This is a genomic window from Kitasatospora sp. NPDC001309, from assembly GCF_042896295.1.
Lineage (GTDB): Bacteria > Actinomycetota > Actinomycetes > Streptomycetales > Streptomycetaceae > Kitasatospora.
The window spans coordinates 1-25,014 of the sequence record NZ_JBIAXC010000050.1 but is presented as its reverse complement, the minus strand read 5'-3'; the positions used below and the strand labels follow the sequence as shown (position 1 = coordinate 25,014).

Below are 25,014 nucleotides of genomic sequence, written 5' to 3'. Positions count from 1 at the left end.
CGGCCCCGTCGACCTCCCGCGCCGGTTCAGCCCGCGAGGTGTTCCAGGAGCAGCGGTACGACCTGGTCGGCGTTGGCTTCCGGCAGCCAGTGGGTGGCGCCCTCCAGGGCCACGAACCGGTACGGGGCGCTCACGTGCGCGGCCGTCAGGTCCGCGGCGTCGCGGCCCAGGGCCCGGTCCTCGGTGCCCCAGACGTAGAGCGTGCGGACGGTGATCTCGCCGGCCGGGATCCGGAGCTCCTCGTTGACGGCCCGGTACCAGTTGAGCCCGGCCGTCAGCACTCCGGGCTCGGTCAGCCGTCGGACGTTGGACTCGGCCAGCTCCGCCGGCAGTACGTCCCGGTAGATCGCCCGCAGCCGGGCCGCGTCGTCGGCCAGCACGGCTTGCTCGGCCGCGTGCTCCGGCAGGCGGAACTCCCTTATGTACTGCGAGCGTTCGCGCTGGTCGCCGCCGTTGTTCAGGGCCGCGTAGAGCGCCTCGGGGTGCGGGGTGGAGAGCACGGTCAGGCTGTGCAGCCGCTCGGGGTGGGTGGAGGCCAGCGCCCAGGCGACGAGGCCGCCCCAGTCGTGGGCGACCAGGTGGAAGCGTGGTGCGTCCAGGGCGTCGGCGAAGCCGAGGGCGTCCGCGACCAGCAGTTCGACGGCGTAGTCCGCGATGTCCGCGGGGCGGGCGTCGGGGGAGTAGCCGCGCTGGTCCACGGCCACCGCGCGGTAGCCGGCCGCGGCCAGGGCGGTCAGCTCGGCGCTCCAGCAGTCGGCGAACTCGGGGAACCCGTGCAGCAGCAGGACGAGTTCGCCGTCGGCGGGCCCGGCGGCCAGCCCGTCGAAGGTGTGCCGGCCGACGCTCAGGCGTACGGCGGTGGGGAGGGGTGAGGACACGGGTCAGCTCCTGTCGGTAGCACGTCAACAAGATGATCAGACCACGCGGCCGGGTCGGGCGACGGCGGATCCCCGGATCCCGGGTGGTCCACCCCGGGCGGGACGGGCCAGGGGGCGCGGCGGCTCCTACGGGCGCCGGTGTCATCCCGGCGCGCGCCTTCCGGGCACGGCGGAGCGCCGATCGGTCCCTAGGCTGGGTGCCGGCCCGCCAGCCCCGTCGAAGGACCGCGTATGCGCCGCTCCCGTCTGCTGCTGTCCCTGGCCCTGTCCGCCGTGACCGCCGGTGCCCTCGCCGCCGCCGATGCCGTACCGGACGCACCGGACGCACCGGACGCACCGGGCGGGCCGGGCCGGCCGGTCCGCTCGGTGAGCCTGCCGGTGCTGCGTGATCCGCAGGCCCAGCAGAAGCTCCACCGGATGACGGACCCGGTGCAGGACTGGGTGGAGTCCGGCGCCCCGGCGGCGGACGGCTATGCCGGGACGGTGATCGACGCGTCGGACCAGCACGCCGACCTCTACTGGAAGGGCGAGGCCCCGGCCGAGGTCCGGAGGCTGCTCGACGCGCACGCCGACCCCGGCTACACCGTGGACGTGCACTACAGCCCGTACTCCCGGGCGGAGATGCGCGCCGCGATCGACCGGTTCACCGCCGCCGTGGCGCCCGGGGCCTGGACGTCGATCGGCCCGCAGGAGGACGGCGCCGCCATCGCGATCACGTACGCGCCGACGGCGGCCGCGCGGCTGACCGGGGGCGACGCGAGCGAGCGGGCGTACTCCCGGCGGGCCGCCGAGCTCGCCGGGATGCCGGTGACGGCCGCCGTCGGGGGCGCCCCGGCGGCGCTGTCCGGCAGCCGGCACTCCGACGGCGCGCCGTACTACGCGGGCGCCGAGGTCAACACCGGGAAGTCCGCGTTCTGCTCGACCGCGTTCAGCGGGTGGAAGGGCCGGACCAAGGTGCTGCTGACCGCCGCGCACTGCGGCAACGGCCGGTACTACAACGGCACCGGCGCGTACATCGGCGACCTGTCCGCGATCGGCGACGGGCTGGACGTCGGCACGGTCGCGATCAACGGCGACGGCGCCGGCCGGTTCTACGACGGCGCCTGGTCGGACCGCGGCGGTTCCTCACGGCACACCTACGGGGCCGGGCGCAACAACGTGGGGGACCTCGTCTGCCTGAGCGGCGCCCAGTCGGGGTGGACGTGCGACGTGCAGGTCAAGAAGGTCGACGTCGAGACGACGAACGACGAGGGGACGAGGATCAAGCCGGTGGACGTCGCGGAGTCGAAGGGCGGAGACCGGCGCGCGATCGGCGCGAAGGGCGACAGCGGCGGCCCGGTGCTGGCCAACCCGTCCGGTGCGAACGGCGACATGGAGGCGCGCGGCGTGATCGTGGCCGGAGGGTCGGAGGTCGGCTGCCCGGCCGGATCGACGGCGCACCCGACGACCTGCTTCGCCCAGGTGCTGTACGTGCCGATGACGCCGGTGGTGAACCAGCTGGGCTTCTCGCTCTCCTGACGTCACTTCCGGGTGTTGGCGCGGCGGGTGGGTTCGGCCGTGGTCGGGTCCTCGGGCCAGGGGTGGCGGGGGTAGCGGCCCCGTAGTTCGGCGCGGACGGCTCGGTAGCCCTCGCGCCAGAACGACGCCAGGTCGCCGGTGACGGCGGCGGGGCGGCCCGCCGGGGAGAGCAGGTGGATGGTCAGCGGCACGCGGCCGGCGGCCACGGCGGGGGTCGTGGTCCAGCCGAAGAGTTCCTGCAACTTGACGGCCAGGACCGGGCGTTCGGTGCCGTAGTCGACCCGTATCTTCGAGCCGGACGGCACGGTGATGCGTTCGGGGGCCAGTTCGTCGAGGCGGCCCGCTTCGCCGGTGGCCCAGGGGAGGAGGCGCTGGAGGGCGGCCGTGGTGTCGATCCTCGCGAGGTCGGCGCGGCGGCGGGCGCGGGACAGTTCGGGCTCCAGCCATTCGTCGGCGCGCTCCAGCAGGGCCTCGTCGGAGACGTCGGGCCAGGGGTCGCCGAGGGCGGTGCGGAGGAAGGCGAGGCGTTCGCGGAGGCCGGAGGTGAAGGTCAGCAGCTCGCTGACGCCCTCGCGGGCGAGGCCGTCCAGGAGGGCGCCCCGGACGAGGGCCGGGTCGGGGCGCGTGAGGGGCTTCTCGGTGAGTTCGACGGCGCCGAGGGATTCGACCCGGCGGGAGGTGACCTCGCCCCGGCGGGTGTCCCAGTGGACTTCCTCGCGGGCGGTGACGAGCGGGGCGCCGGCCTGGAGGGCGGTGGACTCCTCCAGCGCCGCGGCGTGCAGGATGCGGGCCGAGTGCGAGCCGGCCGGGCGGTCGGCGGCGGCGACGGCGAGCCAGGGGAGGGCGCCCAGGGCCGTGCCGGGCGCGAGTTCGGCGGCCGTGCCGGAGGCCATCAGGTACGGGCTGCGCTCGCCGGGGGCGGGCCGCTCGACCCGGGCGCGGGCGATGCGTTCGGGGAAGGCGAGGGCGACGACGAGGCCGACGGCGGTGGCGTCGGGCAGGGCGGTCGTGCCTTCGTCGGAGGTGGCGCGCCGCAACCGGCGGACTTCGTCGCGCCAGCGGCCCGCGTACGGGTCCCGGGAGTCCTGCACCGCCCGCCAGACCGCGCCGAGGTCGTCGCCGAGGGCGCGCGGCGGTTCTTCGGAGAGCAGGGCGACCACCTCGGCGGCCCGGCGGGCACCGACGGCCGCGGCTCCGTCGACCAGGGCGCGGCCCAACCGGGGGTGCAGCCCCGTACGGGCGAGCCGGACGCCGCGGGCCGTGGCCCGGCCGTCGCCGTCCACCGCGCCGAGGGCGGTCAGGGCCTGCCGGGCGGCGGCCATCGCCCCGGCGGGCGGGGCGTCGGGCAGGGCGAGCCCGGTGGCGTCCGGGTCGCCCCAGCAGGCGGTCTGGAGGGCGAAGGAGGTGAGGTCGGCGAGGGCGATCTCGGGGGTGGGGAAGCGGGCGGCGAGGGCGTCCTCGGCCTCGTTCCAGCAGCGGTAGACGGTGCCGGGGGCCTCGCGCCCGGCCCGCCCGGCGCGCTGGCGGGCCGCGGCGAGCGAGGCCCGTACGGTGACCAGTCCGGCCAGCCCCCGGGCGTGGTCGGTGCGCGGCTCGCGGGCGAGTCCGGCGTCGACGACGACCCGCACGCCGGGCACGGTGAGCGAGGACTCGGCGACGGCGGTGGCGAGGACGACCCGGCGCCCCTGGGCCGGGGTGAGCGCGGCGTCCTGGACGGTCTGCGGGGCGCGGCCGTGGAGTTGGAGCACCTCGGCCGGGGCGCCGCTCAACTGCCCCGCCACCCGGGCGATCTCGCCGACCCCGGGCAGGAAGCAGAGCACGTCCCCGTCCTGCTCGCCCAGCGCCCGCCGCACCACGGCCGCGACGTGGTCGAGCAGCGCCGGATCGACCCTGGTCCCGTGCGCGGGCCGGACGGCGCGCGGCGGCGGCGCCCACACCACGTCGACCGGGTGGGACACCCCGTGCGCCGCCACCACCGGTGCGCCGCCGAGGAGTTCGGCCCAGGCCCCGGTGTCGGAGGTGGCCGAGGCGCAGACCAGCCCCAGTTCGGGCCGCAGCGCCGCCCGGACGTCGAGCAGGAAGGCGAGCGCGGTGTCGGCGTCCAGGTGCCGTTCGTGGCACTCGTCCAGGACGACCACGTCCACCCCGGGCAACTCCTGGTCGCGCTGGAGGCGTTGCAGCAGCACCCCGGTGGTGACCACCTCGACCACGGTGTCGGGGCCGACGCGCCGCTCCCCGCGCACGGTGTAGCCGACCTCGCGCCCCACGGACGAGCCGAGCAGCCAGGCCATCCGCCGGGCGGCGGCCCGGACGGCGAGCCGGCGCGGTTCGGCGACCAGCACCCGGCGCACCGGCCGGCCGTCGGCGAGCAGCCCCGCCAGGGCGAGCGGCACCAGTGTCGTCTTGCCGGTGCCGGGCGGGGCGGCGAGGACGGCCGTGCCGCCCCCGTCCAGGGCCTCGTGCAGCGCGGGGAGGGCGGTACGGACCGGGAGTTCGCGCCACGCGGGGTTCAAGGGGCTCAGCCCCGCTCGGTGACGAAGATCGCCGTGCCGGGGATCAGCCGCCCGCGCAGCGGGGACCAGCCGCCCCACTCCTGCTCCAGCCCGGCCGGCCACTCGGGCTCGACCAGGTCGACCAACCGGAAGCCGGCGGCGACGAGTTCGCGGACCCGGTCGCCCACGGTGCGGTGGTGCTCGACGTAGGTGGCATGGCCGTTCTCGTCCTGCTCGACGTACGGGGTGCGGTCGAAGTAGGAGGACATCGCGGTCAGGCCCTCGACGCCGGGCTCGTCGGGGAAGGCCCAGCGGATCGGGTGGGTCACCGAGAACACCCAGCGCCCGCCGGGCCGCAGCACCCGGTGCACCTCGCGCATCAGCCGCTCGGTGTCGGCACTGAACGGCACGGCGCCGTAGGCGGAGCAGGCGAGGTCGAAGGAGGCGTCCGCGAAGGGCAGGACGGCCGCGTCGGCCTGGACGACGGCGACGGGCTCCACGCCCCGGCCGAGGTCGATCCGGCGGGAGTGCTGGAGCTGGCGGTAGGAGATGTCGAGGGCGACGGGGCGGGCGCCGCGGGCGGCGAGCCAGCGGGAGCACTGGGCGGCGCCGGCGCCGATCTCCAGCACGTCCCGGCCCGCCACGTCGCCGAGCAGGCGGGCGTCGGCCTCGTCCAGGCCCTCGGGGCACCAGGTGAAGCGGTCGTCGCCGAGGAACTCGCCGTGCTCGTCCTGGTACTCGTCGGCGTTGCGGTCCCACCAGTGCCGGCTGGCCCGGCTGCTCTCGCCGAGCCCGGCCTCGCGCCGGACCGCGTCGTCGCCGTCCTCCTCCTCCAACTCGTCGGATCCGTCGGCCCCTGCGGGAGAGGTGTCAAGATCGTGAAGGGCGGACTGGGGGGTGGTGGCCACGGTGACAATGCCCATCGCGTAGGGTATGGAGTGCGGAAGCGCCGCTGCCGCGAAACGGCCCCGACCGGGGCCGGATCCTGGCGGTGGCATCCGGGGAAGGGCCCCTTCGGGCGCCACCGCGAGGTGCGCAACCGGAGGATATGGCCTGATCCGTACCAGGCTCCACCGTCTTGCCTCTTCTGGCGTTGACCGTGCCTGGCCGTCCCCGTATGCTACAAGTTGCGCTGCGGGCCTGCGCGCCTCGGACGGAGCAGGTCGCGCTCGCATCTGTCGAAGACCCCACGGTCGCAAGACGGACGCCGATTTCTCGTTGTTCACGGGATTTCCGGTGTGCCGTGTTCTTGGCTGTCCGGCTTTCGGTGGGAGCGATACGGGCCCTCCGCGTGGCATTACCTACGACTTTCATGTCCGTACCGGAGCCCTTTTCCTAATGACGAGCCCCACCGACTCCTCCCTCAGCACCACCCCGCAGGTCGCGGTCAACGACATCGGCGACGCGGAGGCCTTCCTCGCCGCCATCGACGAGACCATCAAGTACTTCAACGATGGCGACATCGTCGAGGGCGTCATCGTGAAGGTCGACCGTGACGAGGTCCTCCTCGACATCGGTTACAAGACCGAGGGCGTCATCCCGTCCCGCGAGCTCTCGATCAAGCACGACGTTGACCCGCACGAGGTCGTCGCCGTCGGTGACAACATCGAGGCCCTGGTTCTCCAGAAGGAGGACAAGGAGGGTCGTCTCATCCTGTCCAAGAAGCGCGCTCAGTACGAGCGTGCCTGGGGCACGATCGAGAAGATCAAGGAAGAGGACGGGATCGTCACCGGTACCGTCATCGAGGTCGTCAAGGGTGGTCTCATCCTCGACATCGGCCTCCGGGGCTTCCTCCCCGCCTCGCTGGTCGAGATGCGCCGCGTCCGCGACCTCCAGCCCTACGTGGGCAAGGAGCTCGAGGCCAAGATCATCGAGCTGGACAAGAACCGCAACAACGTGGTCCTGTCCCGCCGTGCCTGGCTGGAGCAGACCCAGAGCGAGGTCCGCCAGACCTTCCTCACCACCCTCCAGAAGGGTCAGGTGCGCTCCGGCGTCGTCTCCTCGATCGTCAACTTCGGTGCCTTCGTGGACCTGGGTGGCGTCGACGGCCTGGTGCACGTCTCCGAGCTGTCCTGGAAGCACATCGACCACCCGTCCGAGGTTGTCGAGGTCGGCCAGGAGGTCACCGTCGAGGTTCTCGACGTTGACATGGACCGCGAGCGCGTCTCCCTGTCGCTGAAGGCGACCCAGGAGGACCCGTGGCAGCAGTTCGCCCGTACCCACCAGATCGGCCAGGTCGTTCCGGGTAAGGTCACCAAGCTGGTTCCGTTCGGTGCGTTCGTCCGCGTGGACGAGGGCATCGAGGGTCTGGTCCACATCTCCGAGCTGGCCGAGCGCCACGTCGAGATCCCGGAGCAGGTCGTCCAGGTCGGCGACGAGATCTTCGTCAAGGTCATCGACATCGACCTCGAGCGTCGTCGCATCAGCCTGTCGCTCAAGCAGGCCAACGAGGCCCTGGGTGCCAACCCGGCCGAGGTCGAGTTCGACCCGACCCTGTACGGCATGGCCGCCTCGTACGACGACCAGGGCAACTACATCTACCCGGAGGGCTTCGACCCCGAGGCGAACGACTGGCTGCCCGGCTTCGAGAAGCAGCGTGAGGAGTGGGAGCGCCAGTACGCCGAGGCGCAGACCCGCTTCGAGCAGCACCAGGCCCAGGTCATCAAGAGCCGCGAGGCCGACGCCGAGGCCGCTGCCGAGGGTGGCGACGCCGTCGCCGCCGCTGCCGGTGGTTCCTACTCGTCCAGCAGCGACGAGGGCTCGGGCGCCCTGGCCTCCGACGAGGCCCTGGCCGCCCTGCGCGAGAAGCTGGCCGGCGGCCAGAGCTGAGGCTCGCCCCCCGCTAGCTGACAGCTAGGGAACGGGCCCCATCCGGATCACTCCGGGTGGGGCCCGTTTCGCGTTCTCCGACCGTTTCGCGCGCCCCTCACGCTTTCGTTTCACGCCGTCGTTCACACCTTCGATTCACGCCTTCGTTTTCCGGTTTGACTTATGTGTGGTTTATGTGAAGGGAAATGTGAGATGAGGCTCATTGCCCTGCTATAGGCCGGACTTCGGGTTGCACCTACATTGAGTGGAGCTGCCCGAAAGGCTCCTTCATGCGCATGCGCAACCCCTCCTCCGCCGTCCCCGCCGCCGTGGTCGGTGGCCGGCTCGCCGCGATCGGCCGGTTCTGTTTCCGCCACCGTCGCTGGGTGCTCGGCTTCTGGGCCGCGGTCCTCGTCGTCGGGGTGCTGATCGGCGGCCGGGTGTTCGAGGGTTCGGTGGCCGGGGCCTCCTCCGCGACCGCCGAGGCGGACCGGGGCAGTGCGGTGGTCGCCGCGGCCGACCCGGTCAAGGGGACGCTGACCGCGGTGGTGGACGGCAGGCCGGTGGACGACCCGGCCGTACGGGCCGCCGTGCAGAAGGCCACCGCCGAGATCGCGGCGCTGCCCGGGGTCGCCGGCACCCAGGACCCGTACGGCTCCGGCCCGGGTGCGGCCGCGTTGCGGGCCGCCGACGGCAGGGCCGGCCTGGTCAGCGTACGGATGGCCGACACCGCGACCTCCGCGCAGACCGACGCGGCCACCCACCGGCTGGCCGCCCTGAACGGCGCGGGCGGGGCGCACGTGACCGTCGGCGGGGACCTCGTCCTCCAGCAGGAGGTCAAGAAGCAGACCGAGCAGGACACCCGCTTCGGCGAGATGGTGACCCTGCCGCTCACCCTGGTCGTCATGGTGCTGGTGTTCGGCGGCCTGGCCGCCGCCGCACTGCCGGTGATCGGCGCCGTCGCCTCGGTGGGCGGGGCGCTGCTGGCCATGTTCGGGTTCAGCCGGATCATGGACATCGACACCAGCGTGCTGCCGATCGCCACCGTGCTGGGGCTCGGGCTCTCGATCGACTACGCCCTGCTGATGGTGAATCGTTTCCGCGAGGAGCGCGGCCACGGCGCGGGCATCGCCGCCGCGGTCGAACGCACCGCCGCGACCGCCGGACGCACCGTCGCCTTCTCCGGACTGACCGTGGCCGTGGCGCTGTCCGGACTGTTCGTCTTCACCAGCCCGGTGCTGGGCGCGGTCGCCGCCGCCGGGGTGAGCGTGGTGGTGATCGCGGTCGCCGCCGCGCTCACCCTGATCCCCGCGCTGCTCGGCTTCGCCGGCGGCCGGATCAGGACACCGAGCGCGCCCGTCCCCGACGAGGGCTTCTTCAGCCGTACCGTGCGCCGGGTCCGCAAGCGGGCGGTGCTCGTGACCCTCGCCTGCGTGGGCGTGCTGATGGCGGCCGGGGCGCCGTTCCTGCACGCCGACATGCGCAGTTCCGGCGCCGCCGTGCTGCCCGCCTCCTCGGCCGGGCGGCAGGTCGCGGAGGCGATCGACCAGCGCTTCCCGCAGATCGCGGCCGCGCCGATCACCGTCGTGGTCGAGGGCGGGGCGCCGGTGGCCCAGGCGTACGCGGACGAGGTGGTGGCCAAGCTGCCGGGCGTCAGCGCGGTCCGGGCCGTGACACCGGTGAGCGGGGCGGTGTCGACGGTCGACGTGCTGGTGCACGGGGACCCGCAGGGCGCCACGGCCAAGCAGGTGGTGGACGAGCTGCGGGCCGACCGGGGCGGGTTGAAGACCTACGTCACCGGCGGCGCGGCCTCGGTGGTGGACTTCCAGGACGAGCTGCTGGCGCGCGGGCCGTGGGCGCTGGGCCTGGTCGCGGCCGGGACGCTGGTGCTGCTGTTCCTGATGACCGGCTCGGTGGTGATGCCGGTCAAGGCGCTGCTGATGAACGTGCTGTCACTGGGCGCCTCGCTCGGCGCGCTGACCCTGGTGTTCCAGGACGGCTGGCTGAGCGGGCTGCTCGGGTTCAGCTCGACGGGCGGGCTGGAGACCTTCATCCCGGTGCTGGTCTTCGCCTTCGCCTTCGGGCTCTCCATGGACTACGAGGTGTTCCTGCTCGCCCGGATCAAGGAGCTGACCGACCGCGGGTACGGCTGCGTCCGGGCGGTGGAGCTGGGCGTCCAGCGCAGCGGTCGGATCATCACCTCGGCGGCGCTGCTGATGGTGATCGTCTTCGCGGGCTTCGCGCTCGGGGACATGCTCATGGTCAAGCAGATGGGCATCGCGCTGGCGGTGGCCGTCGCGGTGGACGCCACCCTGGTGCGCTGCCTGCTGGTGCCGGCCGCGATGAGCCTGTTCGGCGAGTTCAACTGGTGGGCGCCCGCACCGCTGCGACGGCTGCACCGGCGGTTCGGGCTGAGCGAGCACGTGGACCTGCCGGAGATCGAGCCGGCGGTGCTCCCGGCGCAGCGGCCGGCGGCCAAGGACCTGGTCGAGGCGTAGCAGGACCGGGCGGCGGCTGCCCTGCCGGAGCGACGGCGGTTCACGCGAGGCGGTTCAGCAGGCCGACGGCGGTGCGCAGTTGCTCGCGCTCGGTGGTGCTGAGGCGGGACTCGATGGCGGTGGCGATGTGGTGCTCGCGGCGGGCGCGCTGGTCGAGCAGGGCCAGCCGCCCCGCTTCGGTGGTGGCGATCAGCTGCTTGCGGCCGTCGGTGGGGTGGGGCTGCTGGGCGACCAGGCCGGCCTCGGACATCAGGGCGACGGTGCGGGCCATCGACTGGTGGCGCACCCGGCGGAGGTCGGCGAGCTCGGCGACGGTGTAGGAGCGTTCGTCGCGGACCAGCAGACCGAGCACCGCGGCCTGGTTGGGCGGCAGGTCGTCGCTGTCGCGCAGGGTGCGGACCAGGCTGCCGAGGGCGGAGCGCAGGTCGGCGGCGAGATCCAGGGTGTCCGGGTGCGGGGCGTTGCTGGGCATGGGAGAAGTGTATCGGGAATTTGTTCAGCAAGACTGTACAGCTGTGCTGTATGGTTTCCTCCATGCGAATCACGAAGTTCGGACACGCCTGCGTACGCGTCGAGCACGCCGGAACCACGCTCGTCATCGACCCCGGAGCCTTCACCGACCCCGCCGCCCTGGCCGGGGTCGACGCCGTCCTGATCACCCACGAGCACATGGACCACTTCGAGCCGTCCCGGCTGCGCGCCGCGCTGGAGGCCGACCCGGCACTGCGGGTGTGGACCAACGGCGAGGTCGCCGCCCAGCTGGACGGCGACGGGCAGCGGATCACCGTCGTCGGCGAGGGCGACGCCTTCGAGATCGGCGGGGTCGGGGTCTCCGTCCACGGCGAGTGGCACGCCGAGATCCACCGGGACATCCCGCTGGTGAAGAACATCGGCTTCCTCCTCGACGGCCGGCTGTTCCACCCCGGCGACGCCTTCACCGTGCCGCCGCACGCCGTGGACACCCTGCTGCTGCCCCTCGCGGCGCCGTGGAGCAAGGCCGGCGAGGTGGTCGACTACGTCCGGGAGTCGGGTCCGCGGGTGGCGGTGCCGGTGCACGAGGCGACGCTCAGCCCGATCGGGCACATGATCGCCACCCGGCTGCTCGGGCCGGACGGGCCGGGGACCGGATCGGAACTGACCGTGCTGGGCGACGGCGAGAGCCTGGAACTGGGCTGAGCCGGGCCGGGCTGACGCGTCCGTCGCCGCGCCGGTAGCCTGACGCCATGCTGAAGATCGGACTGACCGGCGGGATCGGCGCGGGCAAGAGCGAGGTGTCCCGGCTGTTCGCCGCGCACGGCGCGGTGATCGTGGACTCCGACCTGATCGCCCGTGAGGTGGTCGCCCCCGGGACGGACGGCCTGGCGGCCGTGGTCGCCGAGTTCGGCCCGCAGGTGCTGCGCGAGGACGGCGCGCTGGACCGGCCGGCCCTCGGGGCGGTCGTGTTCGCCGACCCGGAGAAGCTCCGGGCGCTGAACGCGATCGTCCACCCGCTGGTGCGGGCCCGCTCCGCCGAACTGGAGGCGGCGGCCGCGCCGGACGCGGTCGTCGTGCACGACGTGCCGCTGCTCGCCGAGAACGGGCTGGCACCGCTGTTCGACCTGGTCGTGGTGATCGACGCGGACGACGAGGTCCGGCTGGACCGGCTGGTGCGGCTGCGCGGGATGGCCGAGACGGAGGCCCGGGCCCGGATGGCCGCGCAGGCCTCGCGGGCGGACCGGCTGGCGGTCGCCGACCTGGTGATCGACAATGGCGGGCCGCTGGACGCGCTGTCTGCGCGGGTCGACGAGGTGTGGGCGCAGCTGGTCGAGCGGGCCGCCGTCTAGGACCTTCCCCGGCCTTTCCTCCCCTGGGGACGACCGTCGGATCATGTGACCGATCCGGTGGTCCGGAGGGGACTCGGACGCCGTTCCGTGGGGAAGGGAGCATGGAGTGATGGATGATCGTTTTTCCCCTGAACCGCTGAACGTCGAGCGCTTGGAGAGCTACTCCCGCGCCGAACAGGACCAGATCCTCGGCCCCGGCGAGGACCCGTACGGCGTCGCCTACACCGGGCTCGCCTTCCGGCCCAAGGACGTGCACTTCGGCATCCGGGCCGCCGACGGCCGGCTCGTCGCCCACACCGGGCTGCTCCCGGTCCCGCTCACCGTCGGCGGCACCGACCTGGACGCGATCGGCGTCGGCGGTGTCTGCGTCGCCGCCGAACGGCGCGGCGAGGGGTTGGCACACGCCGTGGTCGGCAGCGCCGTGGACCACGGGCGCGCGCTCGGCTTCCGGTACGCACTGCTGTTCTGCCGCCCGCCGCTGGCGGCGTTCTACCGGGGGCTCGGCTTCCGGGAGGTGGCCGAGGAGGTGACGGTCGAGCAGCCGGAGGGGCGGCTCGCGGTCATGCCGCTGCGCACCATGTGGCGGCCGCTGGCGGAGGGCGCCGGGTGGCCGGAGGGGCCGGTGCGGCTGCGCTCGCTGCCGATGTGAGGGTCGATCGGCTGCCGGCCGGCTGAGGCTCAGGCCGCCCTGGCCCAGCCGGTGTCCGCGTGGGCGACGGCGGCCTCCGCCAGGGCGCGGATCATCGGGTGGGCCCGGGTGCCGTCGCCGGACAGCTCCGGCTGGAACAGCGAGGCCAGGAAGAACGGGTGCCCCGGCAGTTCGAGGATGCGGACCTCGCCGGACGGGTCCGCGCCGCTGAAACGCAGCCCGTGGGCGTGCAGCCGGTCCAGGTAGTCGGCGTTGAGGCCGTAGTTGCAGCGGTAGCGCTCCTGGGTGGCGGTGGCACCCAGGGTGCGCTCGGCCAGGCTGCCGGGAGTGATCGCGACGGCGCCCTCGTGGCCGACCAGGGAGCAGCTGAGCGGGACGATCACCTGCTCGTCGAGGTCCGGCTCCTGCTCGCCGTTGACGGCGTTGGTGATGCCGCAGACGTTCCGGGCGAACTCCAGTGCCGCGTGCTGGAACCCGGCGCAGGTGCCGAGGAAGGGGATGCCGTTCTCGCGGGCGGTCCGGATCGCGGCCAGGGCGCCCTGCTCGCTGCGGTACGGGCTGCCGGGCAGCAGCCAGACGGCGTCGAAGCCGTCGAGCGCGCCCGGGGCCCCGGCGTCCTCGGTGGGGATCCAGTAGGCGTCCAGGACCAGTTGCTCGCGCTCGGCGAGGGAGGCGAGCAGGCCGGGGACGCGGGCGTGCGAGCGGACGGCGGGGGAGCGGTCGCCGACCAGGGCGATCCGGGGGGTCAGATAGGTCATGGGGCTATCCTGACCCCGCATCCGAGATCAGCGCCAACGATGATTTCTTACACCTCGATCAGATCGGTTGATGGCCGCCGTGGATCCGCAGCAGCTCCGCACCTTTGTCACCGTCACCCGGCTCGCCTCCTTCTCCGAGGCGGCCCGGGACCTCGGCTACACCCAGTCCGCGGTGTCCCAGCAGATCGCCGCGCTGGAGGCCGACCTCGGCACCGCCCTGCTGGGCCGCCGCCCGGTCGCCCCCACCGCGGCCGGACGGCGACTGCTGGAGCACGCCGCCCCGCTGCTGGTCCGCTTGGAGGCGGCGCGCGCCGACGTCGCACGCCTGGCCGGCGCCCCGAGCGCCCGGCTGGTGCTCGGCGCCACCCCGCTGGCGGTCGGAGCGGCCCTGGGGCACGCACTCGGCGAAGTGCGCCGGGTGTTCCCGCAGGTGGAACCCGTCGTCCAGGTGCTCGCCCAGGGGGTGCTGCCCGCCCAGGTCGCCACCGGCGAGGTCGACCTCGCGCTGATCGACGGCCTGGCCGCGCCCAGCGACCCGCTGCCGCTGCCCGAGGTCGGCCCGCTGACCACCGTCGCCGTCGGCGAACAGCCGCTCGCCGTCGCCCTGCCGCTCGGACACCCGCTGGCCGGCCGCCCCGGCCTCGCCCTCGCCGACCTGTCCGCCGCCCGCTGGCTGGACGCCCCCGACCTCACCCCCACCGCGGACCGGCTGCGCGCCGCCACCGGTACCGACGGCTTCCGGCCCGCCACCCGCTACCGCGGCACCGACCTGCACGGGCTGCTCACGCTGGTCGCCGCCGGACACGGACTCACCCTGCTGCCCGCCCCCGTCCTCGCCCGGGCGCCCGGCATCGCGTCCGCCCCGATCGCCGCACCCCGACTGGTGCACCGCACCGAACTCCTCCACGGCAGCCTGCCGGAGGGGCCGGCGGCGCTGCTGGCGCGGCTGCTGGCGGGGTGAGGGGGCGGTCGGTATTTCACTTGGCGGGTTGACCGGCACCTGGCAGAGTCGGCGCATGACGCGCGACGACCTCGTCGGGATGCTGGCCGGGCAGACACCGGCCTGCGGCCCCGCACGCGAAGCCCTGCTCGCCGGGGCGACTTTCGAGGTCGGGAGCAACCTGATCCCCGCCCGACAGCACTTCGGCGTCTTCCGGCGCCGACTCGAACGCACCCGGCGGCTCGGGTTCGAGGTGCCCGGCCTCGCCGAGAGCGTCGCGGTCTTCGAAGCGGCGGGGGAGCAGGGCCTGCGCCTCGGCGTGATCAAGGCGCCCGACCTGATCTTCTGGGTCTACCTCGACGCCACCGACACGACGGTCCTGGCCTGCATCGGCGGCCGTTGGGAGGGGAAGGGCTGACGGCGAGCCGAACGGCACCTTGCCGCGCCGGTCAGACTGCGGCCCGGGCGGCGTTGCGGGTGAGGAAGTCCGCGACCGTGCCGGTGAGTGCCGCGGGGTCGTCCAGCCAGGGGTAGTGGCCCGCGCCCGGCTGGACGGTGAGGGTGACGTCGGGGAAGAGTGACGCCGCCGCGGTGGCGGAGGCCGCGGTGGGCCAGAGGTCGACCTCCCCGGCGAGCAGCAGGACCGGGCAGGTGAGCGTGGCCAGTCGGCGGCGCAGAGCCTCGGTGTCGGGGGTGTAGTCGGCGTAGTAGTGCTCGCTGACCGGCAGGGAGCGCTGGGCCGGGTCGGCGGCGGCGTGGGCGCGGGCCGCGGCGTCCCAGCGGCCGTACATCAGCGGCTCGAAGGCGAAGCGGTGCCGGGCGGCCTCGGCGAAGCTGGTCGCGGACCGCATCCCGTCGTACCCGAGGACGGCCTCGGCGTGCCAGGGCTCGCCCGCCCGGGCGGCGATCACCTCCCGCGCGCCGGTGTCGGAGGGCAGTCCGACGGCGGCGAAGGAGGGGGTGAGCAGGGTGAGGCTGGTCAGGCGGTCGGGGTGGGCGGCCGCGTAGAGCATGGCGAGGGCGCCGCCGGCGGAGTGGCCGAGCAGGTCGATCCGGTCCAGGCCGAGGTGGCGGCGCAGTGCCTCGACGTCGGCGACCAGGCGGTCGACCCGGTAGCTCGCCGGGTCGGCGGGCGTCCCGGAGGCGCCGGTGCCCCGGGTGTCGGGCAGGATCAGGGTGCGGTGGGCGCCCAGGCCGCCGAGGTCGCCGAGGTACTCGGCGGCGCGGCCGGGGCCGCCGGGGAGGCAGAGCAGCGGCGGGCCGTCGCCGAGGGTGCGGAAGGCCAGGTCGGTGCCGTCGTACGAGGTGAGGAACTCCATGGCGGACAGCCTGGGGGGCCGGCGCGGGTACGGCTATCGTTCAGCCAGGACTGAATGATCGAGGGGCGGTGGCCGCGTGGCGGTGGAGATCCGGTTGTCGGCGGCCGAGGTCGCCCGGGTGCGGTTCGCGGTCTCGCCGCTGGCCGAGACGGTGCTCGGGCTGCGGCCGGCGCTCGGGGTCGGTGGGCACGACGTGCACCGGGCGTGGGTGCGCGGGGCCCGGTCGGTGCTCGCCCGTGAGCCCGAACTCCCCCTGCTGCGCGCCCTGTTGACGGGCTGCCTGCCGTCCTTCCTGTTCCCGGTGCCGGAGCTGCGGCTGCCCTCCTTCGAGGCCGAACTGGCCGGGCTGCGGGTGACCGACCCGGCGTACGTGGCGGCCGAGTGCACCGCCGCGCTGGGCGCCGCCCGGGCGCGTCGACTGCCGGACGCTGCCGAGCTGTTGGGGCGGGTCGCCGATGCGCTGGAGCGCCTCCACGGCGAGCTGGTCGCCCCGCACTGGGGGCGGATGCGGGCCCTGCTGGAGGCGGACCTGGGCCGCCGGGCGGTGACCCTGGTGGACCGCGGGGTGGAGGGGCTGTTCGCCGAGCTGCACGGTGATGTCGTCTGGCGGGAGGGCGAGTTGGTGGTGCACGGCCGTCGTCGTACCGGGTCGGTGTGGACGGTCGAGGCGGGCGGGCACGGTCTGGCGCTGATGCCGTCGGTCTTCGGCTGGCCGGACGTGATCGTCGACCACTCCCCGCGCGCCGCCGCCTCGATCCGCTACCCGGCGGCCGGGGTCGGGCTGTTGTGGGAGGAGCCCCGGCCGTCCTCCGCCGGGCTGGCCGCCGTGCTGGGGCGCACCCGCGCGGAGCTGCTCGCCGTGCTCGGCGAGCCGTTGAGCACCCCGCAGCTCGCCGAGCGGCTCGGCGTCACCCCGAGCGCCGTCTCCCAGCACCTCGGCGCGCTGCGCGGCGCTGGGCTGGTGGCCACCCGGCGGAGCGGGCGCAACGCGCTGCACCTGCGGACGGCGGTGGGGGCGGTGCTGGTGGGGGAGGCCGGCGCCGTGCAGCCGGGGGCTGAGGGCTGAGGGCCGAGGGCTGGAGTCCCGGGGGAGGGCGGATGTGGAGGGGGTGAACACCACTCGTTCACGTCCTGGACCTGACGATCGTCGCGCGGGCGGTGCTGTCATGGGCACAGTCGCCCGGCGAACGGCCGGGCCGGACCGGGAGAGCTTCCCTCATGATGCTCCGTCAGCGTTCCACCGTCATCGTCGCGGTGGCCGCCCTCGCCGCCGCCGGATTCGCCACCGGTACCGCGCAGGCCGCCACGGCCGCGCACAAGCCGGGCAAGTCCGGTGCCACGAGCGCCAGTTGTTCGCAGGCGTACCTGCCGCTGCCCGACCCGTCCTGCACCCCCGGCGCGTACAACCCGGCGGTCACCCAGGCCACCATCGGCCAGACCATCTGCGTCTCCGGCTGGACCGCCACCGTGCGCCCGCCGACCAGCTACACCAACGCGTTGAAGACCCAGCAGATCGCCCAGTACGGCTACGCGGACACCAACCCCGCGGACTACGAGGAGGACCACTTCGTCCCGCTGGAGCTCGGCGGCGCGCCGCGCGACCCGCACAACCTGTGGCCCGAGCCGCGCTACGGCAACGAGCCCGCGCAGAGCAAGGACTCGGTCGAGACCAGATTGAAGAACGCGGTGTGCGGCCACAAGGTGACCCTGGACGCGGCCCGCAGCGCGATCGCCAGTGACTGGACCACGGCGCTCAGCCGCCTGGGGCTGTGACCCCGCGGGGTTGAAAGGAAGCCGCCAGGTCCGTCCGTTCCCCTGTGCCGGACGGGCCTGGCGGCGGTCTGTCGGTACGTCAGCGGCAGCCGGGGAAGGCCTCGCAGAGCGGGGCCGTCATGCCGGTGGCGACGTACTTGTCCTCGGGAGCCTTCCAGGCGTCCTTGGGCTGGGCGCCGGCCTTGGCCGTCGCCCAGACGGCCAGCTCGGTGACCGCCCCGCCGCCCAGCACCACGTACTCGTGCAGGGTGGCGGTGGAACCGTCGGGCTGCGGGGCCGTCACGGTGGCGGCGAAGTAGGGCGCGTCGGCCGCGCTGGTCACCTTGACCGTGGCGCCCGGCGCGGTCCTGGCGCAGTTCGTCACGGCCTCGGTGATGCCCCGCTCGATCGCGTAGGCGGTCTGGGCGTTGCCGCTGCTGTGGGTCGGGTCGCCCCAGAAGTCCACGGTCTGCTGGGCCGTCCAGCGGTCCCCGCCGAAGCCGACGGCGGCCTTGGCCCGCGCCGCGCCGTCGGTGTACATGTACTCGTCGCCCTTGGGCGGCGCGGCGTGGCACAGCTCCATGCCCTTGAAGCCGATCGGCCCGGTGACCGGCTTGGCGTTGGCCGCCAGTGGGGCGAAGTGGTAGGTCTCGTCCATCGGGATGCTCTTGGTGTCCGCCCAGGCCTTGGCCGGGACGGCCTTGCCCTGGTCGGCCCCGGTGGTGGGCCCGGCGCCTCCGTCGGTGGGCTTGGCGCCTCCGCCGGTGGGCCCGGCCGTGCCGCCGGCCGGCGCCGCGGTGGTCGGCGCCGCCGGGGCGGCGCTCTTGCCGCCGTCCTGGCCGCTGTCGTCCGGTCCGCAGGCGCTCAGGGCGCCCGCGCAGAGCAGGGCGGCGGCGGTGACGGTGATCAGGCGGGTGCTGCTGCGCACGTGACGATTCCTCGGGTGTCCGGTGTCGTGGGGCGGGGCCGGGGCCGGTGGCGCGCCGGCCACCCGGCCCCGCCGCCCGGCCGACCCGTGACTGCGGGCACTCGGCATGGCTGTTCCCCCCGTTGCTGCTGCCGTCAGGCCCCCCTGGCTCCGCAGCTCACCGCAGGTCTGAGGAACGGTCAGAGCGGGTGCTGCGTCGACGGCGGACGAAACCTATGACACGGCGGCGCCGGTCGCAAAGCGGGATTCCGCCGGGTGCGCGGGCGAATGCGAGGGTTGCAGCGGGTTGGTGGTGAACATGTGTGCGGCCGCAGCGGAACCGATGTCCGGCGGGGGAGTGCCGTCCGGCCGGTCCGTGGGCGGACGGATCCCTTGCCGGGCACCGGATCCAGGCCCCCGGGGGCGGGAACCGGCGGTGGGTCGTGCCCGTTCGGGGCGGCGTCGGCCCGCCCCGGCCGGGGTGCCGATGCCAAGGCTTCCTCCCGGCCGCGGGACGGATGTGATCCCACCCACGGTCCGGGTCGGGGCAGGTCGCGCGGGGTGTCCGCCCGGTTACGGCTCGGGGTGTCCGCCTCGTTGCGGCTGGGGGCGTCCGGCCCGCTACGGCTGCGGGTGGGTGCCCGGGACGCCGAGTTGGGCGGCGAGCCAGGGGAGGGCCTGGGTGAAGGTGGCGGAGCCGGTCTGCCAGGTGTGCTTGCCGGAGCCGACGGCGGCGGTGGTGCGGATGCCGTCCTTCTTGGCGGCCGCCTCCAGGAGCTTGGCGGACTCGATCTGGCCGTGTTCCTCGTCGCCCTGCCCGAAGTAGCCGGACACGCCCTGGTACTTGGGGTGGTGGGCGAGCACCGTCAGCGGGTCGTGGGCGGCCCAGGCCGCCGCGTCGCCGCCGTACAGCTCCTGGATCGTGTGGTCCTTGTCGCCGATGTACGGGCCCTTGTCGCCGGAGAAGTCGCCGAAGTGGGTGAAGACGTTGGGGTGCTCGACGACCAGGTCGACGGCGCAGGTGCCGCCCATCGACCAGCCGGCCACGCCCCACTTGTGCGGGTCGGTGGCGGCGTTGAAGGTCTTCTGGACGTACGGGGGGACGTCCTTGAGCAGGTGGCTCTCGGAGTTGCCGTGCGGGCCGTCCACGCACTCGGTGTCCACCCGGAAGCCGCCGGTGGCGTCCACGAAGACCAGGATCGGGGCGAAGCCGTTGTGCTTCGCGGCGAACTCGTCGGCGGTCCGCACCGCGTTGCCCGACCGGATCCAGTTGTCGGGCGCCGCGAACTCGCCGCCGATCATCTCCAGCACCGGCAGCTTCGGCCGGGCCTTGCTGCGGAACCAGGCCGGCGGCAGGTAGACCAGCTCCTGGCGGTGGGTGAAGCCGCTCGCGGTGTCCGGGATGTCGACCTGGACGATGCGGCCGGTCGTGGTCTTCCCGTGGATCGAGGAGACCTCGGCCAGGGTGATCTGGTCCGGCAGCGGCTGCCCGCTGAGCTCGCCGATCGCGTCGTCGACCGTCGGGTAGTAGCCGGTGGCCATGTTCACGCTGTTCGCGGCGCAGAACAGCGCCAGCAGGACGGTCGGCGCCACCAGCGCCCGCCGCCACCAGCGCGCGCCGCGCCAGCCGAAGCCCAGCACGGCGAGCGCGGCGACCGCCACCCCGCTCCACAGCCACACCCCGAACGGGATCGGGTCGGTGATCCCGGCCAGGGTGAGGACTCCCACCGCGAGGACCGCGGTGAGCAGCAGCGCCGTACCCAGCGCGATCGGCCCCCACTTGCGCTGCCAGGACCGGTCCCGCAGGCCCACCGCGGTCAGGAACAGGGCGAGGGCGGCGGCCTGGACGGTCCAGGGGAACCAGCCGTCGAGCAGCGAGACGTTCATGCGCGGAGGCTAGGGGCGGTGGATGAGAGAGGGCTTAGAGGCTGACCGTTCACTGGTGACGTCCTGGGAGCGGGCTGGGAGCGCGTTGGGAGCGCGTGGGGAGGCCGGGGCGTGGCCGCCTTCGCCACCGTCGCGGCAGCACCCGCCCGCGGTCGGGCGCCGGTCCGAACGGGACGGCTCTCAGCCGACCGGACAGGCGTCGATCAGCGCACCGACCACCACACCGATCGAGGGACGCGCGGTCGAGGTGGAACGCCAGACGGCGAAGACCCGGCGCCGTGGGGCGTCCACCAGGGGCACGAACCGTACTGGAGCGGCGGCCGGTTCACGTCCCAGGCGCGGGATGATGGCGATTCCCAGTCCTGCCGCGACCAGCGCCAACTGCGTGGGGTGTTCCGAGGCGGTGTGGGCGATGCGAGCACGCTTGATGTTGCGCACCAGCCATTCGTGGCACAGCTGCCCGTCGCTCGAGGTGATCCAGTGCTCATCACCGAGGTCGGCCAGGCTCAGCGTCGGGCGGCCGGCGAGCCGATGGTCCGGGGGCAGGGCGATGTCGTAGGTGTCGTCGAGGAGGGCGCGGTGGTCCAGTCCCTGGGGCAGGGCGAGCGGATCCCCGGCCCAGTCCTCGACGACGGCCAGGTCGAGCAGCCCGCGCCGCACCGCCGGGACGGCTTCGTACGGTTCCTGCTCCCGCGCCGACACCGTCAGGTCCGGGTACCGGGCCCGCAGGGCCCGCAGAGCCGATGGGAGCAGCGCGCGGGCGGCGGTGGGGAAGGCCGCGATCGTGAGGTCGCCGGTCACCAGTCCGTGGTGCTGCGCCATCGTCGCCATGACGCGTTCCATGTGCGCGAGCAGTTCCGCGGCCTCCCCGGCGAGCAGGGTGCCGGCCTCGGTCAGGCGAATGCCCCGGCCTTGACGTTCCGCCAGGTGAGTGCCGGTCTCCTGCTCCAGTCGCGCCATCTGCTGCGAGACCGCCGACGTGGTGACGTGCAGGAGTCGGGCCGCGCCCACGACGGATCCGGTCGTCGCCACCGCGTGCAGTACCCGCAAGCGTTCGAGGTTCAACATCTCAGTGATGCTACGAGATGCAGTCAAGAAACATTCACTTGTGCTTTCCGGTGATCGAACCCAGAGTGGGCGCGGCGCAACAGGCCATCACGAATGGCGACGGGGGTATGCCGAGTGACGTCTCGGCGTGCACGTCATTCGGCCTTCTCTACGCGTCCGGCCGATGCCGCTCCTGCCTCAGCCGCCGACCCGTCAGTCGGCGGGTGAGGCAGGGCGGGCACCCTTGACGTCGCGCATCCTCGGGTGGACGGCCCGGGCGGCGACGGGGAGCGGGTTCGTGGTCAGACCGTGTAGTCGGCGTGCGGGGTGCCGCGCTCCCAGACCGTCTCGAAGGCGCCGGAGACCAGCTCCACCACGGCCGGGTCCTCGCAGTACCGGTGCCCGGCCCAGGCGCCGTCGCCGCTGAACCAGTGGAACAGCACCAGGCGGTCGTCGATCAGCCACAGGTCGTTGCCGGGCAGCGGGATGTCCGAGGCCAGCCGCCGGGGCAGCCAGCGCACCTGCTCGCCCGCGGCGAGGTTCACCGTGGTGAGTGCGTGCTCCCAGCGGATGTAGTCGGTGACCGGCTCGGAGACGATCCGCGCCCGGCGCAGCCGGACGCCCCGGCCGACGGTCTCGCGCACCAGCGGCACCCAGCCGGCCCACCACGGGGAGTCCGGGTCGGTGTCGACCGCGCCGGAGCGCTTGAACTCCTCGAAGGCGGCGGCCTCGTCGGCGACGCCGTAGGCGTCCCGCATCTCCAGGTGGACGGCCGTCCGGCGGGCGCCCCTGAGCAGGGCGGTGAAGTCGGGCAGGGGCTCGGTCATCGCGGGCCTTCCGGGGGTGGGTGCGGGGATGGGTGCGGGGATGGGTGGGTGTCGGATGCGGGCGTCGGTTACGGGCGGGTGCGGGCGTCGGCGGTGAGGCGGCGGAGGGCGGCACGGGCGGGCGGGCCCCAGGTGGTCTTGCCGCCGGGGCGGCCGAGGCGGCCGGCCTCGCCGATGTGGATGCCGCCGAGGGCGCGCATGACGGCCCAGCCGCGGGCGCGGCGCAGTGTCGCCCGGTCCGGGGCCGGTCGGTAGGCCCGGTGGAAGAGCTCGGCGCCGCCGTCCGGGAGGAGGGACCAGGCGGCCGCGAGGTCGCTCGCCGGGTCGCCCGCGCAGAGTTCGCCGAAGTCGACGACGCCGCAGAGGGTGCCGTCGGCGGTGAGGACGTTGGCCGGGTGGAGGTCGCCGTGGATCCACAGGGCCGGGCCGGTCCAGTCGGGTGCGCTGACGGCGTCCTCCCAGACGGCGCGGATGGCGCGGACGGCGTCCGGGTCGGGGAGCAGCCCCATGGCGGCGGCCGAGGCCAGCCCCTGGGTGACGTGCTCGGCCTGGGCGGCCAGCGGCTCGCCGCGGGCGCCGGTGGGCGCGGTGGCGGGGGCGGGCCGGTGCAGGGCGGTCAGGAAGGCGGCCAGGGTCCCGGCCGCGGCGGCGGCGCGGGTGACGGGAGCGTGGTCGGCCGGGGTGCCCGGGACCCAGGTGGTGACCAGCCAGGGGTGGGGGAAGCGCTCGGAGGGCTCGCCGAGGCGCCGGGGCGCCGGGATCGGCAGGGGAAGCGGCGAGGGGAGGGCGGGTAGCCACGCATGTTCCTTGCGCAGCAGGGCACTTGCGTCCTCCGTCACCCAGGGCAGCCGGACGGCGAGGTCCTCGCCGAGCCGCCACATCTGGTTGGACCAGCCGCGTGCACCGAGCCGCAGGGGGAGTTCGGCCAGGTCGGGGTGCTGGTCGCGCAGGAGCTGCCGGACCAGGTCCTCGGTGATCTCGATCGCGGTACGGGGCATGGGGGAAGGGTAGTTGGGTGCCCGGGTGCCCGGGTGTCTGGGCCTAGGGAGTCGGAACCGTGGGTGCCGTCCAGCTGGCCAGGACCCGGAGGGACTGCGCGGTGGGGGAGTTCGGCTCCACGTTGTAGACGCACAGCGTCTGCTCCGCGTCGCCCGGCACCTGGAAGGACTCGTAGGAGAAGTGCAGTTCCCCGACCAGGGGGTGGTGGTAGTGCTTGGCGCCGTGGGTGCGGCGCAGCACCCGGTGGTCGTTCCACCAGCCGGTGAACTCCGGCACCTGGAGGGTGAGTTCGCCGACCAGGTCGGCGAGCCGGCGGTCCTGGGGGTAGCGGCCCGCCTCGAACCGGAGCATGGCCACCGTCTCGGCGGCGAGCCGCTCCCAATCACCCACCGTCTCCCGGGCCTTGGGGTCCAGCAGGTAGTAGCGCGCCATGTTGCGGCGGTTGGCGGGCAGGGCGTCGAAGTCGGTGAGGACCTCCCGGGCGAGCCGGTTGGAGGCCAGGACGTCGGTGCGCCGGCCGAGGATGAAGGCGGGCACGTGGTCGAGCGTCTCCAGCATCAAGTACAGCCCCGGGCGCACCCGTTGGGCCGCCGCCGGGGTGCGGCGGGCGGCCGGGCGGGAGTCGGACCGGAGCAGGTCGGCGAAGTGCTCGCGCTCGGTGTCGTCCAGGCGCAGGGCGCGGGTGATCGCCTCGACGACCTCGTCGGAGGGGTGGAGGGCCCGCCCCTGCTCCAGCCGGGTGTAGTACTCCGTGCTGACCCCGGCCAGCCGGGCCACCTCGTCCCGGCGCAGGCCCGGGACGCGGCGGACCCGCCCGTCGGCGGGCAGCCCGGCGTCCTCGGGGGTGACCCGGGCGCGGCGCGAGCGGAGGAACCCGGCGATCTCCTTGGTGCGGTCCATGGCTCCATTGTCGGCGGTGTCGCGGCGCGGCGGGCGGTCCTGGGTGGTCCTGCCGGTACCTGTCAGGGCAGGGCCAGGTATGGCGTCCCGGGGGGCTCCGCCCGGGGCTGTACTGGATCTGCGGCCGACGGAGAGCGGCCGATCGAATCCCGACGCCCCTGGAGGGTAAGAAACATGTCCACGAACACCACCTCCCTTCCGCTCGCCGGCCGCGTCGCCGTCGTCACCGGCGCTTCGAGCGGCATCGGCGCGGCCTCGGCCGAGAAGCTGGCGGCGCTGGGCGCCCGGGTCGTCGTGCTGGCCCGCCGGGCGGAGCGGCTGGCCGAGCTGGTCGAGCGGATCGAGAAGAACGGCGGCAGCGCGGTCGCCATCGCCGCCGACGTGACGGACGTCGAGGCGATGCGGGCCGCCGCGGCGCGGGTGGAGACCGAGTTCGGCGGCGCCGACCTGCTGCTGAACAACGCCGGCGTCATGCTGCCCGCCCCGATCGAGGAGCTGGCGACCGCGCAGTGGAAGCAGCAGATCGACCTCAACATCACCGGCCTGATGAACGCGATCGGCGTGTTCACCCCGCAGCTGGTGAAGGCGGCCGCCGAGCGCGGCGTGGCGGACCTGATCAACACCTCGTCCATCGCGGCGCAGAACATCTTCCCGACCTTCGCGGTGTACTCCGGCACGAAGGCGTACGTCAGCCAGCTGTCGCGGACCCTGCGGGCCGAGCTGGGGGCGAAGAAGGTCCGGGTGTCGGCGGTCGAGCCCGGCATCGTCGGGACGGAGCTGCAGAGCCACGTCACCGACCAGGGCGCGCTGGACTGGCTGGAGGGCGCGAAGGCCGCCATGGAGTGGCTCACCCCGGAGGACGTCGCGGAGACCATCGGCTTCATCGCCACCCTGCCGCCCCGGGTCAACCTCCAGCAGGTCACGGTCATGCCCACCGGCCAGGCCAGCTGAGCCGCACCCCCCACCCCGGGGGGGGCCCCCCCCCCCCCCCCCGGCGCCCCCCGGGGGGGGT

23 protein-coding genes are annotated in these 25,014 nt (G+C 74.1%); 11 read left to right on the top strand and 12 right to left on the bottom strand.

The annotated features are described in order from the left end of the window. Positions 1 to 26: 26 nt before the first annotated feature. Entirely contained in the window at positions 27 to 878 is an 852-nt protein-coding gene (locus ACFY2K_RS35650) for an alpha/beta fold hydrolase (protein ID WP_380528462.1), read from the bottom strand. Between the two features lie 231 nt (positions 879 to 1,109). On the opposite strand from ACFY2K_RS35650, the gene ACFY2K_RS35645 reads away from it, so the two are divergent. Then, positions 1,110 to 2,396 carry a hypothetical protein gene (locus tag ACFY2K_RS35645; RefSeq protein WP_387716823.1) on the top strand — a complete coding sequence of 429 codons (1,287 nt, stop codon included), beginning with the start codon at positions 1,110 to 1,112 and terminating at the stop codon, positions 2,394 to 2,396. Between the two features lie 2 nt (positions 2,397 to 2,398). Here ACFY2K_RS35645 and hrpB read toward each other — a convergent pair whose 3' ends face one another. Together hrpB and ACFY2K_RS35635 are read right to left on the bottom strand one after the other, a co-directional pair. Continuing rightward, positions 2,399 to 4,909: an ATP-dependent helicase HrpB gene (gene hrpB / locus ACFY2K_RS35640; RefSeq protein WP_380528466.1), complete on the bottom strand. Its 2,511-nt coding sequence runs from the start codon at positions 4,907 to 4,909 to the stop codon at positions 2,399 to 2,401. 5 nt (positions 4,910 to 4,914) lie between these two features. Then, positions 4,915 to 5,811 carry a class I SAM-dependent methyltransferase gene (locus ACFY2K_RS35635; RefSeq protein WP_375893411.1) on the bottom strand — a complete coding sequence of 299 codons (897 nt, stop codon included), beginning with the start codon at positions 5,809 to 5,811 and terminating at the stop codon, positions 4,915 to 4,917. A gap of 415 nt (positions 5,812 to 6,226) precedes the next feature. Between ACFY2K_RS35635 and rpsA the strand changes: the two genes are divergently transcribed. Both rpsA and ACFY2K_RS35625 read left to right on the top strand, forming a co-directional pair. After that, on the top strand, positions 6,227 to 7,717 hold the full coding sequence (gene rpsA, locus ACFY2K_RS35630; protein WP_329928268.1) for a 30S ribosomal protein S1: 1,491 nt from the start codon (positions 6,227 to 6,229) through the stop codon (positions 7,715 to 7,717). A gap of 269 nt (positions 7,718 to 7,986) precedes the next feature. Next, on the top strand, positions 7,987 to 10,194 hold the full coding sequence (locus ACFY2K_RS35625) for an MMPL family transporter (protein WP_380528468.1): 2,208 nt from the start codon (positions 7,987 to 7,989) through the stop codon (positions 10,192 to 10,194). 40 nt (positions 10,195 to 10,234) lie between these two features. Here the strand turns inward: ACFY2K_RS35625 and ACFY2K_RS35620 are convergent, their stop codons facing one another. After that, positions 10,235 to 10,666 carry a MarR family winged helix-turn-helix transcriptional regulator gene (locus ACFY2K_RS35620; RefSeq protein WP_380407917.1) on the bottom strand — a complete coding sequence of 144 codons (432 nt, stop codon included), beginning with the start codon at positions 10,664 to 10,666 and terminating at the stop codon, positions 10,235 to 10,237. Positions 10,667 to 10,728: 62 nt separating this feature from the next. On the opposite strand from ACFY2K_RS35620, the gene ACFY2K_RS35615 reads away from it, so the two are divergent. The 3 genes from ACFY2K_RS35615 (at position 10,729) to ACFY2K_RS35605 (ending at position 12,666) form a co-directional block, all read left to right on the top strand. Beyond that, positions 10,729 to 11,370: an MBL fold metallo-hydrolase gene (locus ACFY2K_RS35615; RefSeq protein ID WP_387716820.1), complete on the top strand. Its 642-nt coding sequence runs from the start codon at positions 10,729 to 10,731 to the stop codon at positions 11,368 to 11,370. A gap of 47 nt (positions 11,371 to 11,417) precedes the next feature. After that, a complete protein-coding gene (coaE, locus tag ACFY2K_RS35610; RefSeq protein ID WP_375893420.1) occupies positions 11,418 to 12,017 on the top strand; it encodes a dephospho-CoA kinase in 600 nt (199 codons plus the stop codon). Positions 12,018 to 12,126: 109 nt separating this feature from the next. Then, positions 12,127 to 12,666: a GNAT family N-acetyltransferase gene (locus tag ACFY2K_RS35605; protein ID WP_380528473.1), complete on the top strand. Its 540-nt coding sequence runs from the start codon at positions 12,127 to 12,129 to the stop codon at positions 12,664 to 12,666. Positions 12,667 to 12,695: 29 nt separating this feature from the next. On the opposite strand, the gene ACFY2K_RS35600 is transcribed toward ACFY2K_RS35605, so the two are convergent. Further along, positions 12,696 to 13,424 carry a hypothetical protein gene (locus tag ACFY2K_RS35600; RefSeq protein WP_380593866.1) on the bottom strand — a complete coding sequence of 243 codons (729 nt, stop codon included), beginning with the start codon at positions 13,422 to 13,424 and terminating at the stop codon, positions 12,696 to 12,698. A gap of 70 nt (positions 13,425 to 13,494) precedes the next feature. Between ACFY2K_RS35600 and ACFY2K_RS35595 the strand changes: the two genes are divergently transcribed. Then, positions 13,495 to 14,385: a LysR family transcriptional regulator gene (locus ACFY2K_RS35595; RefSeq protein WP_380593864.1), complete on the top strand. Its 891-nt coding sequence runs from the start codon at positions 13,495 to 13,497 to the stop codon at positions 14,383 to 14,385. A gap of 55 nt (positions 14,386 to 14,440) precedes the next feature. Further along, entirely contained in the window at positions 14,441 to 14,782 is a 342-nt protein-coding gene (locus ACFY2K_RS35590) for a hypothetical protein (protein ID WP_380528477.1), read from the top strand. 31 nt (positions 14,783 to 14,813) lie between these two features. On the opposite strand, the gene ACFY2K_RS35585 is transcribed toward ACFY2K_RS35590, so the two are convergent. Next, on the bottom strand, positions 14,814 to 15,683 hold the full coding sequence (locus tag ACFY2K_RS35585; protein ID WP_380528479.1) for an alpha/beta fold hydrolase: 870 nt from the start codon (positions 15,681 to 15,683) through the stop codon (positions 14,814 to 14,816). 76 nt (positions 15,684 to 15,759) lie between these two features. Between ACFY2K_RS35585 and ACFY2K_RS35580 the strand changes: the two genes are divergently transcribed. Both ACFY2K_RS35580 and ACFY2K_RS35575 read left to right on the top strand, forming a co-directional pair. Beyond that, the gene (locus ACFY2K_RS35580; protein WP_380593860.1) at positions 15,760 to 16,749 is read left to right on the top strand and encodes a DUF5937 family protein; all 990 of its coding nucleotides are present in this window, start codon (positions 15,760 to 15,762) and stop codon (positions 16,747 to 16,749) included. Between the two features lie 152 nt (positions 16,750 to 16,901). Further along, entirely contained in the window at positions 16,902 to 17,456 is a 555-nt protein-coding gene (locus ACFY2K_RS35575; RefSeq protein WP_375893434.1) for a hypothetical protein, read from the top strand. A 79-nt stretch (positions 17,457 to 17,535) separates the two neighbouring features. On the opposite strand, the gene ACFY2K_RS35570 is transcribed toward ACFY2K_RS35575, so the two are convergent. From ACFY2K_RS35570 to ACFY2K_RS35545, 6 genes are all read right to left on the bottom strand, one after another. Continuing rightward, positions 17,536 to 18,363 carry a hypothetical protein gene (locus tag ACFY2K_RS35570; protein ID WP_380593858.1) on the bottom strand — a complete coding sequence of 276 codons (828 nt, stop codon included), beginning with the start codon at positions 18,361 to 18,363 and terminating at the stop codon, positions 17,536 to 17,538. 600 nt (positions 18,364 to 18,963) lie between these two features. Continuing rightward, complete coding sequence (locus ACFY2K_RS35565) at positions 18,964 to 20,229, bottom strand: alpha/beta hydrolase (RefSeq protein ID WP_380528484.1); 1,266 nt, start codon at positions 20,227 to 20,229, stop codon at positions 18,964 to 18,966. 180 nt (positions 20,230 to 20,409) lie between these two features. After that, positions 20,410 to 21,297: a LysR family transcriptional regulator gene (locus tag ACFY2K_RS35560; protein WP_380528486.1), complete on the bottom strand. Its 888-nt coding sequence runs from the start codon at positions 21,295 to 21,297 to the stop codon at positions 20,410 to 20,412. Between the two features lie 281 nt (positions 21,298 to 21,578). After that, positions 21,579 to 22,103, bottom strand: coding sequence for a DUF6879 family protein (locus ACFY2K_RS35555; protein ID WP_380593856.1), 525 nt, complete (start codon positions 22,101 to 22,103; stop codon positions 21,579 to 21,581). Positions 22,104 to 22,171: 68 nt separating this feature from the next. After that, complete coding sequence (locus ACFY2K_RS35550; protein WP_380642820.1) at positions 22,172 to 23,101, bottom strand: aminoglycoside phosphotransferase family protein; 930 nt, start codon at positions 23,099 to 23,101, stop codon at positions 22,172 to 22,174. Positions 23,102 to 23,144: 43 nt separating this feature from the next. Further along, positions 23,145 to 24,002: a helix-turn-helix transcriptional regulator gene (locus tag ACFY2K_RS35545; RefSeq protein WP_380528492.1), complete on the bottom strand. Its 858-nt coding sequence runs from the start codon at positions 24,000 to 24,002 to the stop codon at positions 23,145 to 23,147. Between the two features lie 174 nt (positions 24,003 to 24,176). Between ACFY2K_RS35545 and ACFY2K_RS35540 the strand changes: the two genes are divergently transcribed. After that, on the top strand, positions 24,177 to 24,953 hold the full coding sequence (locus tag ACFY2K_RS35540) for an SDR family oxidoreductase (RefSeq protein WP_387716815.1): 777 nt from the start codon (positions 24,177 to 24,179) through the stop codon (positions 24,951 to 24,953). The last annotated feature ends 61 nt before the right edge of the window (positions 24,954 to 25,014 follow it).